Here is a 13061-nt window from a genome sequence, read left to right on the forward strand (position 1 = left end):
CGAAGGAGAACTGATGACCCCCCTGACCCCGCGCCGTGCACCCCGCCCGGCCCGCCCCCGACACCGCCTCGTGAGCGCACCCCTGGCCGCAGGCGGCGTCGCGCTCGCCCTCGTCCTCACCGCGTGCTCCGGCGGCGGCGACGACGTCGCGGGCGAGCCGAGCACGCCGAGCGAGCCCGTCGAGCTGCGCATGACGGTCTGGACGGCCGACGAGACACAGCTCGCGCAGTTCCAGGAGATCGCCGACGCGTACGTCGCCGAGAACCCCGACCTCGTCTCGGGCGTGACGTTCGAGACGATCCCGTTCGAGGACTACACGACGTCCCTCACGACGCAGCTCGCGGGCGGCAACGCCCCCGACCTCGCATGGATCCTCGAGAGCTACGCGCCCGAGTTCGTCGCGAGCGGCGCCCTCGTGGACGTCGCCCCGAAGCTCCAGGAGACCGAGGGGTACGAGTTCGACGACCTCCTGGACTCCTCGCTCGCGCTGTGGGAGAAGGACGGCGGCCTCTACGCCTATCCGTTCTCCAACTCGCCGTTCGCGATGTTCGTCAACACCGACCAGGTCGCCGCCGCGGGCCAGCCGAACCCGGCCGACCTCGTCGCGTCGGGCGAGTGGACCTACGACCAGGCCCGCGACATCTCCGCGGCCGCCGCCGCGACCTCGGGCAAGCAGGGGCTCGTCGTGCGCGACTTCGACTTCAAGGTGTGGGAGAACCTGTCGACGATCTGGGACGGCTGGGACGCGGCGCCGTGGAGCGAGGACGGCACGCAGTGCACGTTCACCGACCCCGAGATGGTCGACGCGCTCACGTGGATCCACGACGCGACGTTCGTCGACAAGGCGATGCCCGGCCCGGGCACGACGGCCGACTTCTTCGCGGGCGACTCCGCGATGACGATCACGCAGATCAGCCGCGCGTCCGCGCTCGACGACTCGTTCGCGTGGGACGTCGTGCCGCTCCCGGCCGGTCCCGCGGGTCAGCAGAACGTCATCGGCCAGGCGGGCATCGGCGTCTTCGCGGCGGGCGAGCACCCGGACGTCGCCGCCGACTTCCTGGCGTGGTTCACCAACCCCGAGAACGCCGAGACGCTCGCCGCGTACTTCCCGCCCCCGCGCGAGTCGCTCCTGAACGCGGAGACGCTCGGCGCGGCGAACCCGAAGCTCAGCGAGACCCAGCTCCAGGCGGTCGTCGTCGACGGCATCCAGGGCGCCGTGACCAAGCCGTCGCACCAGAACTTCGCCAAGCTGCAGGACACGGTGCGGGCCCAGCTCGACGCGCTGTGGACCGCGGACGCCGACGTCGAGGGCGTGCTCGCCGACACGTGCGCGGCGATCCAGCCCCTGCTCGAGGACTGAGCGTGGCGTCCTCCGCACTCGCACGACGGGACGCGGCCGTGGGGTACACCATGGTCGCGCCCGCCGTGCTCGGCGCGCTCGCGTTCGTCGTCGCGCCGCTGGTCGCCGTCGTCTGGTACTCGCTGCACGAGTGGAACGTCCTCGCGAACACGTTCACGTTCGCGGGCGCCGACAACTACGAGCGCATGCTCTCCGACCCCGGCCTGCGCGACTCGCTCCTCGCGAGCCTGTGGTTCTCGGTCGGGCTCGTGGTCCTCAACATCTCGCTCGCGCTGCTCCTCGCGGTGCTGCTCAACCAGAAGCTCCCGGGCACGACGACGTTCCGCACCTTCTTCTTCTCGCCCGTGGTCGTGTCGCTCGTCGCGTGGACGATCGTGTGGAGCTTCCTGCTCCAGGCGGACGGCGGGATCAACGGGTTCCTGTCGCTGCTCGGCATCGAGGGACCGAACTGGCTGCGCGGCGAGACGACGGCCATGATCTCGGTGATCGTCGTCCAGGTGTTCAAGAACGTCGGCCTCAACATGATCCTGTTCCTCGCGGCGCTGCAGGGGGTGCCGGAGGAGGTCCAGGAGGCCGCGCGCCTCGACGGCGCGGGCGCGTGGCGGCGCTTCCGGTCGATCACGCTCCCGCTCATCAGTCCGACCGTGCTGCTCGTCTCGATCCTCACGATCGTCGGCTCGCTCGAGGTGTTCGCCCAGATCGCCGTGCTCACGGGCGGCGGGCCCGGCAACTCGACCACGGTGCTCGTCTACTACCTGTACCAGCAGGCGTTCCGCTTCAACGACTTCGGCTACGCGAGCGCGATCTCGGTCCTGCTGTTCGTCATCGTCCTCGTCCTGACACTCGTGCAGTGGCAGACGCGCAAGAGGTGGGTCTTCCATGAAGTCTGACGTGATGCCCGGCCCGGCCACGCTCCCGGGCGCGGACGCCGACGCTGCACGGCCCGCGGCGTCGGGCCGGGGCGGCGAGGGCCCGGACGGGGGGCGGCACGCCCCCGCGCGCCGCGACCGCGCCGCGCGCTCGCGGCGCCGGTGGGGACGCTGGGCGCTCGTGGCGCTGCTGGTCGTGCTGAGCATCCCCTTCGTGTTCCCCACGTGGTGGATGGCGACGTCGAGCCTCAAGCCGATGAGCGAGATCCTGCGGGCCGTGCCGACGCTGTGGCCGCAGGACCCGTCGTTCGCGGCGTACGGGGACGTGTTCCGCCTGCAGCCGTTCGCACAGCAGTACTGGAACAGCCTCTACATCGCGGCGCTCGTCACGGTCGGGACCATCCTCGTGTCCTCGATGGCCGGGTACGCGTTCGCGCGGATCCGGTTCCCCGGGGCGAACGCGCTGTTCCTCCTCGTGCTCGTCGGGCTGCTCGTGCCGTCCGAGGTGACGATCGTCCCGCTGTTCCGGATGGTCAACTCGCTCGGGCTCATCGACACGCACTGGCCGCTCGTGGTCATCCCGATCCTCGGGGCACCCAGCGTCCTCGCGACGTTCATCATGCGCCAGTTCTTCCTCGGGCTCCCCGGCGAGCTCGAGGAGGCGGGGCGCATGGACGGCCTCGGGCGCTGGGGGATCTTCTGGCGCATCGCGTTCCCGCTGTCGCGCTCGGCGATCTCGGCCGTCGCGATCTTCACGTTCCTCAAGTCGTGGAACCTCTACCTCGAGCCGATCGTGTACCTGTCCAGCAAGGACCGGTTCACGCTCCCGCAGGCGCTCACGCAGTACGTCGACGCCTACGGCGGCCCGATGTGGAACGTCCAGCTCGCCGCGACGACGCTCACGGTCCTGCCGGTCCTCGCGGTGTTCCTCGTCGCGCAGAAGCAGTTCGTCCAGGGCCTGGCACACACGGGACTGAAGTAGGGGCCGCCGATCAGCCCTGGCCGGGGTACTCGGTGCGGGTGCGCGTCCCGCCCGCCGTGACGCTCCCGCCGCCGACGACGGGCAGGGGCGTGCCGGCGGAGAACCCGAGGCGCTCCTCCTTCACGACCGTCCCGCCGGGGGGCGTCGTGACGAGGGAGCTCGGCGGGTTGGGCACGACGTTCCCCTGCGCGTCGTACGTGACCGCGTAGACCCCGGGCCCTCCGACGTCCTGGCTGCCCGGGATCATCCCGGTCCCCTCGATGCTCGCGCCCGCCTCGCCGCGGACGTAGACGGTCGTGAGACCCGTGCCGTGCTCGACGCGCGTCCCGACGAGGCCCTCGACGGGTACCTCGGCGCTGCCACCGGCCATGGGCACGATCGCCGCCCCGCCCGAGCCGGTCGCGTAGGCACCGCCCTCGACGATCGTGGCGTCGGGGGCGGGGGGCTCGTACGACCCGAGCTGCGGGCCCATGTAGTGCATCGTCTGACGCCGCTGGTAGGCGAGGAACTCGTCGACCTCGTCCTGGGACTGGAAGGTGTACTCGGTCCCCACGTTGAGCACGGCGCCCCCGGACGCGCTCGCCTGGCCGCCCAGGTTCACGTCGTGCTCGTTCGCGTGGGCCTCGACGTACGGGGTCGGAGTGCCCGCGCCGACGCCGCCGGTCATGCCGGCGAGCTGCGTGACCCGGAACGTCCCGTCGGAGAGCTCGTCGATGCGGTACTCGACGCCCGCGGTCCCCTCGAACGGACCGACGCCCCCGCCCTGCTCGTACACGACGTGCTCCGTCGCCACGATCGTGGGCGGCGGCTCCTGCAGCGTCGGCGGTCGAGGGATGCCGGGAAGGCTGGGGATCCACGGCGGGTCGGTGCGGCCGCCGCCGGCGCCCCCGGAGCCGCCACCGCCGGAGAACCCGCCGTCCGCGGCGCTCGCGCCCTCCTGCTGCTCGGCCTGGGTGCGCAGCCGCTGCGCGCCGTCGTCGAGCAGGCCGGACGCCGAGCGCAGGGCCGCCTCCATCTCGCCGTGCCAGCGTGCGCGCAGGGCGTCCGCGTCCGGACCGGCCCACGGGGTCGTGGTCACGGCGGCACGCAGCGACGCCGTCAGGGTGTCCAGCGCCGCCGCGCGGTCCTGGAAGGTATTCGCGAGACCGCGGAGCGCGGCGACGTCGGCGCCGTAGAACGACATGGGATCCCTTGGTCGGACGAGACGGATGCTCCAGCCACCCTCGGACACCTCGACCGCCGCGGCAAGGGGGAGGGGTCCCCATCGCCGGCGCGGGCACGACGCGGTCGCCCGTCCGACTACCCTCGACGGCGTGGCTCACCTTCTCGGCGCCGACGGCATCTCGCTGACCGTCGGCACCCGCACCCTGCTCGACGACGTCTCGCTCGGCCTCGACGACGGCGACCGCGTCGGCATCGTCGGCCCCAACGGCGCCGGCAAGTCCACGCTCCTGCGCCTGCTCGCGGGCACGCAGCAGCCCGACGGCGGCCGGGTCACCCGGGTGGGCGGGCTGCGGGTGGGCCTGCTCGACCAGCGCGACGACGTCGGCACCGGCGCGACGATCCGCGACCTCGTGCACGGCGACGCCGCGACGCACGCGTGGGCGTCGGACGCGAGCGTCCGCACCGTTCACGCCGGCCTGCTGGCCGACCTCGACCTCGACGCTCCCGCGGACACGCTGTCGGGCGGGCAGCGGCGCCGCGTCGCGCTCGCGGCCCTCCTCGTCGCCGACCACGACGTGCTGTTCCTCGACGAGCCCACGAACCACCTCGACGTCGAGGGCGTCGCGTGGCTCGCCGCGCACCTGGGCGACCGGTTCGCGCGCCCGGGCGCGAAGGGCGCGCTCGTCGTGGTGACCCACGACCGCTGGTTCCTCGACGCCGTCTGCTCGCGCATGTGGGAGGTGCGTGGCGACGGCTCCGGCGCGGTGGAGGGCTACGAGGGCGGGTACGCCGCCTACGTGCTCGCGCGCGCCGAGCGCCAGCGGACCGCCGCCGTCGCGGCGGAGAAGCGCGACAACCTGCTGCGCAAGGAGCTCGCGTGGCTGCGTCGCGGTGCGCCCGCGCGCACGTCGAAGCCCAAGTTCCGCCTCGACGCGGCCGCGGCGCTCATCGCCGACGTGCCGCCCCCGCGCGACACGCTCGAGCTCACGCGCACCGCGACCAAGCGGCTCGGCAAGGACGTGCTCGACCTGGAGGACGTCACCGTCGCGGTCCCGCGGCGCGGTGCGCCCGGAGAGGACGCGGGCGAGCGCGTGCTGCTCGACGACGTCACGTGGCGCCTCGGGCCCGGCGACCGGTACGGCGTCGTCGGGGTCAACGGCGCGGGCAAGACGACGCTCCTCGCCCTGCTCGCCGGGCGGCGCGAGCCCGACGCGGGCCGCGTCAAGCGCGGCAAGACGGTCCACGTCGCCGAGCTGTCCCAGGACGTCGGCGAGCTCGACGACATCGCCGGGTCCCGCGTGATCCAGGTGATCGAGGACGAGAAGCGGTCGGTCGTCGTGGACGGCAAGGAGCTCACGGCGTCCCAGCTCGTCGAGCGGCTCGGGTTCACGCGCGAGCGGTCGCAGACCCTCGTGCGCGACCTCTCGGGCGGCGAGCGCCGCCGCCTCCAGCTCCTGCGACTGCTCGTCGCCGAGCCCAACGTGCTCCTGCTCGACGAGCCGACGAACGACCTCGACACCGACACGCTCGCCGCGCTCGAGGACCTGCTCGACGGCTGGCCCGGCACGCTGATCGTCGTCTCGCACGACCGCTACCTGCTGGAGCGCGTCGCGGACCGCCAGGTCGCGCTGCTCGGGGACGGCAAGGTGCGGGACCTGCCGGGCGGCGTCGAGCAGTACCTCGAGCTGCGGCGCGCGGCGCTCGCGGGGGCGGGAGCGTCGTCGAGCGGCTTCGCGTCCGCGGCGGGCGCCGGGGCCGACGGCGGCGCGGACGGCGCGCAGGACGCGCCCGACCTGGCCGGTCCGAGCGCCGCCGAGGTCCGGGCCGCGAAGAAGGAGATCAACCGCATCGAGCGGAGGCTGTCGAAGATCGCCGAGGCCGAGGGCCGCCTGCACGAGAAGATCGCCGCGAACGCGACGGACTTCACCGCGGTCGCGGAGCTCGACGCCGAGCTGCGCGCGCTCGCGGCCGAGAAGGACGAGCTGGAGGCAGCCTGGCTCGAGGCGGCGGAGGTCGCGGGCTGACGAGTCCGGGCGCCCGCGGTCAGCGGCGCAGGAAGCCCATGCGGTCGTCGGGGTCCACGCGCTGGAGGATCGCGCCCGCGATGGCGTCGAGCTGCTCGACCTGGTCGGGCGTGAGCGCGTCGATCACGTGGTCGCGGACGGTCGCGACGTGGCCCGGCGCCGTCGCGACGAGCTTGGTCCACCCGGCGTCGGTGAGGTGCGCGTTGGTGGCGCGCCGGTCCTCGGGGCACGGGACGCGCTCGACGAGCCCGCGCTTCTCGAGCCGGGCCACGACGTGGGAGAGCCGGGGGAGGGTCGCGTTGGTGGCCCCCGCGAGGTCGGTCATGCGCAGGGTGCGGTCGCGTGCCTCGGAGAGCATGGCGAGCACGTAGTACTCGAAGTGGCTCAGGTCGGCGTCGCGCCGGAGCTGGGAGTCCAGGACGCCCGGGAGCAGCTCGACCACGGCCACGAGCCGCTTCCACGCGTCGAGCTGCCGGTCGTCGAGCCAGCGGGGTTCTGTCGTCATGGTGCCTCCTCCGGTGTGACCATCGTAATAGTTGACGCTACAAGTTTAGCCCCGTACGGTGATGGTTGTAGCAACAACTAAGAGCCGACCGGGCGGCCGGCAGAGGAAGGAAGCCACCATGAGCAGCATCACCATCATCGGCGCCGGCACCATGGGCTCGGCGATCGCCGGTCTCGCGCTCGCCGCGGGAAGCACGGTGCAGGTCCTCACGCGCGAGGCGACCGACCTCGACCCCCGGGTCGCGGCCGGCACGATCGGCGACGAGCTCACCGGCGACGTCGTCGTCCTCGCCCTCCCGTACGGGGCCGTGGCGGAGGTCGTCGACCTCTACGCCGACCGCCTCGACGGCAAGGTCGTCGTCGACATCACCAACCCGCTCGACTTCGCCACCTTCGACTCCCTCGTCGTGCCCGACGGCTCGTCGGCCGCGGCGCAGCTCCAGCAGCGCGTTCCCGGGGCGCGCGTGCTCAAGGCGTTCAACACCAACTTCGCCGCGACCCTCGCCTCCGGGCAGGTCGGCCCGCTCCCGACGACGGTCCTCGTCGCGGGCGACGACGCGGAGGCCAAGGCGGCGCTCGCCGGCGCCGTCGCCGGCGTCCGCGTGGTCGACGCCGGGTCGCTGAAGCGCGCTCACGAGCTCGAGGCCCTCGGCTTCCTGCAGCTCACGCTCGCCGCGGCGGAGAAGACGTCCTGGACGACGGGCTTCGCGCTCGCCGAGTGAGCTCGTCGCCGAGAGAGCGACGCACCGCCGCGAGAGCGACGCACCGCCGCGAGAGCGACCCCTGGTTCCCAGGGGCGCGATCTCGGCGGTGCGTCGCTCTCTCGCGGTGGCGGTGCCGCCCCTGGGTCAGCCGCGTGCCTTCTCCACCGCAGCCCGCGCCGTCTCGCGCTCGGCCTTCTCCGCCTCGCGCAGCGCCTTCTCGAGCTCGCGCACCTTCTTCTGCGCCTCGCGGACGCGACGCTCGGCGTCGCGCCGCTTGAGCGTCGCCTTCTTCACCTTCGGGTCCTTGACGTGCACCGCCATCTCGACCGGGGCGACGGCGTCGCGCGGGTCGGTCCCCGCGGCCTCCGCCGGGGCCGGCGGGTCGTCGGACGCCGGGGCGCGGCGCCCCGCGCCCGGGGCTCCTGCCGCGCGGGCGTCCACGTAGACCGCGATCCCGTCGAGCACGCGCTCGAGGCCCCACGCGGTGTCGTCGATCGCGCCCTCCTCGGCGTACGTCCCCGCCTCCACGAGCGGGCGCAGGTAGGGGAAGCGCACCTCGTCGACGAGGTCGCGCAACGCGCCGCCCCAGCCGCCGCCCAGGACGGTCTCGTCGGCCCCGGCCTCGGTGACCGCGCGGGCCAGGTCCGACTGCAGTCGGGCGGCGTTCCGCGCGTAGCCGCTCACGAGCAGGATGACCGACATCTTCTCCTCGTCGGCGAGCGGCGTGGAGCGCAGGGCGCGCAGGGCGCTGTCGGCCCCGCGCAGGTTGTTCGGCGTGAGCGGCGCGCCGGTCACCGGGATGTCGAGGAACCACGGGTGGGACGCGAACACCGCCATGGTGAACTGCGCCCACTCGCGCAGCTCCGCGCGCCAGTCCGCGGGCTCGTGCGCGGGCGGGTACTCGACGTCGAGCGCCGCCTCCTGCATGAGCAGCAGCAGGTCGTCCTTGCTCGTCACGTACCGGTAGAGCGACATCGTCGTGAAGCCGAGGCTCTGCGCGACCTTCGCCATGGAGACCGCGCCGAGCCCGTCGGCGTCCGCGATCTCGATGGCGGTGTCGACGATCCGCTCGATGCTCAGCTCGCGCTTGGGCGTGCGCTCGGGCCGTTCGGCGACGCCCCACGCGAGCGCGAGCCGGGGCGGGAGGTCGGGTGCGTCCGTCATGGGTTCATCCTCCCCCGACCGGTGCCGAACCAGTGCGTACCGGTCGCCGACCAGGCCGTCCCGGTGCCGCGAGCAGGTGGTCCTGGCTCGTCCGGGTCGGCTGGACGTGCCAGGACCACCTGCTCGGCGGAGGGGTCAGCGGGCCGTTCGGCGGCGGTAGAGGACGGAGCCGGCGGCGCAGCTCACGACCAGGAAGCCCACGAGCCACGCCACGGCCGTGAGGACCGTCGTCGCGTCGGGCGACCCCGCGAGGAGGCCGCGGAAGGTCTCGATGATCGGCGTGAACGGCTGGTTCTCGGCGAAGCCGTGCAGCCACGAGGGCATCGTGTCGATCTCGACGAAGCCCGAGCTGAGGTAGGGCACGAACAGGAACAGGAAGTTCACCGACTGCGACGCCTCGACGCTCAGCACCAGACCGAGCGCGACGCTCAGCCACGTGAACGTGAGCACCGCGAGCACGGCGAACGCGACGAGGCCCAGCCAGTCGCCGAGCCCGGCGTCGGGCCGGAAGCCCAGCGCGAGCGCGACGGCCACGACGACGACCGCGGACGCGAGGTTGCGCGCCACGCTCGCCACGACGTGCCCCCACAGCGCGGACGGCCCGAAGATCGGCAGCGTCTTGAACCGGTCGATCGTGCCCGAGGTCATGTCCTGCGCGACCCCCACGGCGGCCGTCGCCGAGCCGAACCCGAGGCACATGACGAGCACGCCCGGGACGACGTAGTCGATGTAGTCGTCCCCACCGATCGCGCCGCCGAAGATGACGACGAAGACCAGCATGATCATCACGGGCAGCACGAACGCGGTGATGAGGCCGTCGACGCTGCGGAGCTGGCGGCGCGTCTCGCGCGCGACCATCGTCCGCACGTCGCGCGCGGCGGTCGCGGGTGTCTGCCGGGCGCGTGCGGCGGTGCGCGGCGGGCGCGCGGGCGACGTCGCGAGCGTGGGCGTGGTGGCGCTCATCGGGCGCCCTCCTTCCGGGTCAGAGCGAGGAAGACGTCGTCGAGCGTGGGCTTGACGACGCTGACCCCGACGACGGCGAGGTCGTGGGAGTCGGCCGCGGCGAGGACGTCGCGGATCGTGCGGACGGGGTCGTCGCTCGGCGCGGTGAGCGACAGGTCCTTGTCGTCCGTGGTCGTGCGGGCGAGCCCCAGCGCCGGCGCGAGCCCGACGGCGGCCGCGAGGCTCGCGGGGTCGTCGAACGCGACCCGGACGTGGTCGCCGGCGACGAGCGCCTTGAGCTCGGCGGCCGTGCCGCGCGCGGCGACGCGGCCGTCGTGCAGGACGGCGATCGTGTCGGCGAGGCGGTCGGCCTCCTCCAGGTACTGGGTCGTGAGCAGGACCGTCGTGCCGTCGGCCGCCAGGCCGCGCACCACGTCCCAGAGCTGGGCGCGCGAGGCGGGGTCGAGCCCCGTCGTCGGCTCGTCCAGGACGAGGACGGCCGGGTCGGCGACGAGGCTGATCGCGAGGTCGAGGCGGCGGCGCATGCCGCCCGAGTACGTCCCGACGCGGCGGTCGGCGGCGTCGGCGAGGTCGAAGCGGGCGAGGAGCTCGTCCGCGCGTCGACGCACCGAGCGCCGGGGCAGGTGGGCGAGCTCGCCCATCATGACGAGGTTCTCGCGGCCCGTCTGGAACTCGTCCACCGACGCGTACTGGCCCGTGAGCGCGATGGTCTCGCGCACGCGCGCCGCGTCGTGCACGACGTCGGCCCCCGCGACGCGGGCCGTGCCGCCGTCGGGGCGGACGAGGGTCGTGAGGATGTTGACGGTCGTGGTCTTGCCGGCGCCGTTGGGCCCGAGCAGCGCGAAGATCTCGCCGCGGCGCACGGTCAGGTCGACGCCGCGCAGCACGGCGTGGTCGCCGTAGGACTTCTCGAGCCCCTGCACGGCGATCATCGGTTCGGTCATCGCCTTCTCCTTCTCGGTCGGACGTGCTGGCCGGTGTGCGGCGCACACGGGCGTGTATGGCATAAACGATGTGTACACCATAAACACGCCTCGACGCGCGGGTCAAGGGCGGGGTGCCCGCCGAGGGGGCGAGGCACGAGGTAGAGCCCTGGTCGCGCGAGGTAGACCCGTGGTCGCGCGAGGTGGAGCCGTGGTCTCCCGAGGTAGAGCGGTGGCGGCTACCTCGCGTGAGAGCGGGGGGATCCCGTGAGGGCGAGCCCGATCCCCGTCATGAGCACGAGCGCGCCGAGCACGACGGCGACCGGCGTCGTCCACGTCCCGGTCGCCGTGTGCAGGGCCCCGGCCAGGGTCGGGGCGACCGCCGCGAGGCAGTAGCCCGCCGACTGCACCGTCGCCGAGGCCTGACGTCCCCGGCGGACGGTCGGGAAGCGTTGCGCGACGAGCGTGAAGATGACCACGAAGTTCGCCGCCTGTGCGATCCCGGCCATCGACGCCCACACCGCCCACAGGTCCGGCGCGACGAGCAGACCGACCGGCAGCGTCAGCCACAGCACCGCGATCACGGCGAAGCTCTGACGCAGCGACCATCGCCGCACCGCGAGCGGCACGGCGAGCCCGCCGACGATCGCGAACCCCTGGAACAGCGACGCCGCCCCGCCCGACGCCGCGCGGGGGATCCCCGCCAGGTCCTCCAGGATGAGCGGCAGCCACGCCGTGAGCGCGTAGAAGCTCGACGACTGGAGCGCGAACATCGCGCACAGCCACCACGTGAACGGCGTCGCGAGGACGTGGCGCTCGCGGGCGGCGGCGGGGTCGGTGCCCGTGACGCCCTCCGCGGCCGCGGAGGCGAGCCTGCCCGGGTCGGGGGAGGTGCCGTCGTCCCCACCACCCGCGTCGTGCGGTGCGGGCCGCTCTCCGGGGTCGGGTGCCGTCGTGCCCGACGCCGGCCGGCTCGCCGGGGTGGTCGTCGCCCGCCCGGGCCCGCTCGGTTCGCGCGGGACCGCGCGCAGCCACCACGCGAGCGCGACGACCGCGAGGGCGGACCAGGACGCGAGCGCCCAGCGCCACCCGACGGCGTCGGCCAGGGGCGCGGTGAGCGCGGTCGTCGCGACGGTCCCCACGTTGATCGCCGCCGTGTACAGGCCCGTCACCGTCGCGACGTGCCCGGGGAAGTCGCGCTGCGCGATCATCGGGACGGCGAGGTTCGCCGTCGTGATGCCGAGCCCCAGGAGCACCGTCCCGGCGAACGTCCCGGCGGTGCCGAGGCCAGCCGTGCCGAGGGCGGAGAGGTCCGCCGAGCGCAGGAGCGTCCCGGCGAGGATCAGCCCGAGCGCGACCGCGATCGCGGTGCGCAGCGACGACCGCCCCAGCAGCCCCGCGACCGCTGGCGTCGCCACGGCGAAGCAGAGCACGGGGATGCCCGTGAGCAGTCCCGCGGCCGCCGCGGTGAGGTGCAGGTCCGCCGCGACGTCCGCGACGACCGGCGGCAGCGCCGTGAGCGGCGCGCGCAGGTTGACCGCGACCAGCAGCACCGCGACGAGCAGCACGCCGTCGATCCCGCCGCGGAACGTGATCGGGCGGGGCGGCGGCATCGGGCGGTGACCTCCGGGTGCGGGCGCGTCGACGCCGCCCGCCCGATCAGCCGGGCCGTCGGTCAGTCGTCGAACTGTCCTACGACTGTACGCAGGAGCGCCGCGAGCGCAGGGCGGCCCCCGGGCTCCAGCGCGTCGAGGATGCGGGCCTCCACCGCGAGCAGGTCGGTCATCGCCGTGTCGACGCGCTCCAGCCCCTCGGGCGTGAGCTCCACGAGCACGCCGCGCCGGTCGTCGGGGGACCGGCGGCGCACGACGAGCCCGCGCTCCTCGAGCCGGTCGATGCGGTTCGTCATGGTCCCGCTCGTCACGAGCGTCTGCGTGACCAGCGCCCCGGGCGACAGGCGGTACGGCTCGCCGGCCCGACGCAGCGCCGACAGCACGTCGAACTCCCACGTCTCCAGGTGCCCCCGCGCGAACGCCGTACGCCGCGCGCGGTCGAGGTGCCGGGCGAGCCGGTCGACGCGCGAGAACACCGTGAGCGGCTCGACGTCGAGGTCGGGGCGCTCGCGCTGCCACGCCGCGACGATGCGGTCGACCTCGTCCTCGTGCTGCTGCTCCATGACGCGAGGGTACTCGATGTGTCTCGACATCAAGACTCTTGACGGCCCGCCTGTCGTTACCGCACGCCGTCGGAGAACCGGCGTCGCGAGGTAGAGCCCTGGTCGCGCGAGGTAGAGCCGTGGTCGCGCGAGGTAGAGCCCTGGTCGACCGAAGCAGAACCGCGGTTGCCGGCCGCGTCGCGGACCGTCGTCGCGAACCTGTCACCGCGGGCAGCTGCCCGGGTGAGC

12 protein-coding genes are annotated in these 13061 nt (G+C 73.7%); 5 read left to right on the forward strand and 7 right to left on the reverse strand.

Features of this window, described 5'->3' with window-relative positions; all coding sequences use genetic code 11:
• Positions 1–13 precede the first annotated feature (13 nt).
• The 3 genes from ABWU78_RS17795 to ABWU78_RS17805 are packed head-to-tail and all read left to right on the forward strand — an operon-like array spanning position 14 to position 3211.
• Positions 14–1360 carry an ABC transporter substrate-binding protein gene (locus ABWU78_RS17795; protein WP_439159095.1) on the forward strand — a complete coding sequence of 449 codons (1347 nt, stop codon included), beginning with the start codon at positions 14–16 and terminating at the stop codon, positions 1358–1360.
• 2 nt (positions 1361–1362) lie between these two features.
• Entirely contained in the window at positions 1363–2250 is an 888-nt protein-coding gene (locus tag ABWU78_RS17800; protein ID WP_253052855.1) for a carbohydrate ABC transporter permease, read from the forward strand.
• Entirely contained in the window at positions 2240–3211 is a 972-nt protein-coding gene (locus tag ABWU78_RS17805) for a carbohydrate ABC transporter permease (protein ID WP_253052857.1), read from the forward strand. The genes ABWU78_RS17800 and ABWU78_RS17805 overlap by 11 nt, the downstream gene beginning before the upstream one ends.
• Positions 3212–3221: 10 nt before the next feature.
• On the opposite strand, the gene ABWU78_RS17810 is transcribed toward ABWU78_RS17805, so the two are convergent.
• Positions 3222–4394, reverse strand: coding sequence for a WXG100 family type VII secretion target (locus ABWU78_RS17810; RefSeq protein ID WP_439159096.1), 1173 nt, complete (start codon positions 4392–4394; stop codon positions 3222–3224).
• A gap of 130 nt (positions 4395–4524) precedes the next feature.
• Between ABWU78_RS17810 and ABWU78_RS17815 the strand changes: the two genes are divergently transcribed.
• A complete protein-coding gene (locus ABWU78_RS17815) occupies positions 4525–6399 on the forward strand; it encodes an ABC-F family ATP-binding cassette domain-containing protein (RefSeq protein WP_439159097.1) in 1875 nt (624 codons plus the stop codon).
• Between the two features lie 19 nt (positions 6400–6418).
• Here the strand turns inward: ABWU78_RS17815 and ABWU78_RS17820 are convergent, their stop codons facing one another.
• Complete coding sequence (locus ABWU78_RS17820; protein ID WP_253052863.1) at positions 6419–6904, reverse strand: MarR family winged helix-turn-helix transcriptional regulator; 486 nt, start codon at positions 6902–6904, stop codon at positions 6419–6421.
• Positions 6905–7022: 118 nt separating this feature from the next.
• Here ABWU78_RS17820 and ABWU78_RS17825 point away from each other — a divergent pair, with 118 nt between their 5' ends.
• On the forward strand, positions 7023–7625 hold the full coding sequence (locus tag ABWU78_RS17825) for an NADPH-dependent F420 reductase (protein WP_439159098.1): 603 nt from the start codon (positions 7023–7025) through the stop codon (positions 7623–7625).
• Between the two features lie 126 nt (positions 7626–7751).
• On the opposite strand, the gene ABWU78_RS17830 is transcribed toward ABWU78_RS17825, so the two are convergent.
• The 5 genes from ABWU78_RS17830 to ABWU78_RS17850 all read right to left on the reverse strand — a co-directional run bounded on the left by ABWU78_RS17830 (position 7752) and on the right by ABWU78_RS17850 (position 12833).
• Positions 7752–8771, reverse strand: coding sequence for a TetR/AcrR family transcriptional regulator (locus ABWU78_RS17830; protein WP_439159099.1), 1020 nt, complete (start codon positions 8769–8771; stop codon positions 7752–7754).
• Between the two features lie 135 nt (positions 8772–8906).
• Positions 8907–9734, reverse strand: a complete 828-nt coding sequence (locus tag ABWU78_RS17835) for an ABC transporter permease (protein ID WP_253052869.1) — start codon at positions 9732–9734, stop codon at positions 8907–8909.
• Positions 9731–10678 (reverse strand): ATP-binding cassette domain-containing protein, encoded by a 948-nt coding sequence (locus ABWU78_RS17840; protein ID WP_353708572.1) that lies wholly within the window; start codon positions 10676–10678, stop codon positions 9731–9733. The genes ABWU78_RS17835 and ABWU78_RS17840 overlap by 4 nt, the downstream gene beginning before the upstream one ends.
• A 218-nt stretch (positions 10679–10896) precedes the next feature.
• Entirely contained in the window at positions 10897–12270 is a 1374-nt protein-coding gene (locus ABWU78_RS17845) for an MFS transporter (RefSeq protein WP_439159100.1), read from the reverse strand.
• Between the two features lie 62 nt (positions 12271–12332).
• Complete coding sequence (locus ABWU78_RS17850; RefSeq protein ID WP_205207463.1) at positions 12333–12833, reverse strand: MarR family winged helix-turn-helix transcriptional regulator; 501 nt, start codon at positions 12831–12833, stop codon at positions 12333–12335.
• Positions 12834–13061 lie beyond the last annotated feature (228 nt).

Origin of the sequence: Cellulosimicrobium sp. CpK407 (assembly GCF_051844275.1) — a bacterium.
Taxonomy (GTDB): domain Bacteria; phylum Actinomycetota; class Actinomycetes; order Actinomycetales; family Cellulomonadaceae; genus Cellulosimicrobium; species Cellulosimicrobium cellulans_G.

Bases quoted from the DNA above. Each gene is read 5' to 3' on its own strand.
- ABWU78_RS17810 (WP_439159096.1), bottom strand. From the start codon at position 4,394: ATGTCGTTCTACGGCGCCGACGTCGCCGCGCTCCGCGGTCTCGCGAAT.
- ABWU78_RS17845 (WP_439159100.1), bottom strand. From the start codon at position 12,270: ATGCCGCCGCCCCGCCCGATCACGTTCCGCGGCGGGATCGACGGCGTG.
- ABWU78_RS17830 (WP_439159099.1), bottom strand. From the start codon at position 8,771: ATGACGGACGCACCCGACCTCCCGCCCCGGCTCGCGCTCGCGTGGGGC.
- ABWU78_RS17835 (WP_253052869.1), bottom strand. From the start codon at position 9,734: ATGAGCGCCACCACGCCCACGCTCGCGACGTCGCCCGCGCGCCCGCCG.
- ABWU78_RS17795 (WP_439159095.1), top strand. From the start codon at position 14: ATGACCCCCCTGACCCCGCGCCGTGCACCCCGCCCGGCCCGCCCCCGA.
- ABWU78_RS17825 (WP_439159098.1), top strand. From the start codon at position 7,023: ATGAGCAGCATCACCATCATCGGCGCCGGCACCATGGGCTCGGCGATC.
- ABWU78_RS17840 (WP_353708572.1), bottom strand. From the start codon at position 10,678: ATGACCGAACCGATGATCGCCGTGCAGGGGCTCGAGAAGTCCTACGGC.
- ABWU78_RS17820 (WP_253052863.1), bottom strand. From the start codon at position 6,904: ATGACGACAGAACCCCGCTGGCTCGACGACCGGCAGCTCGACGCGTGG.
- ABWU78_RS17805 (WP_253052857.1), top strand. From the start codon at position 2,240: ATGAAGTCTGACGTGATGCCCGGCCCGGCCACGCTCCCGGGCGCGGAC.
- ABWU78_RS17850 (WP_205207463.1), bottom strand. From the start codon at position 12,833: ATGGAGCAGCAGCACGAGGACGAGGTCGACCGCATCGTCGCGGCGTGG.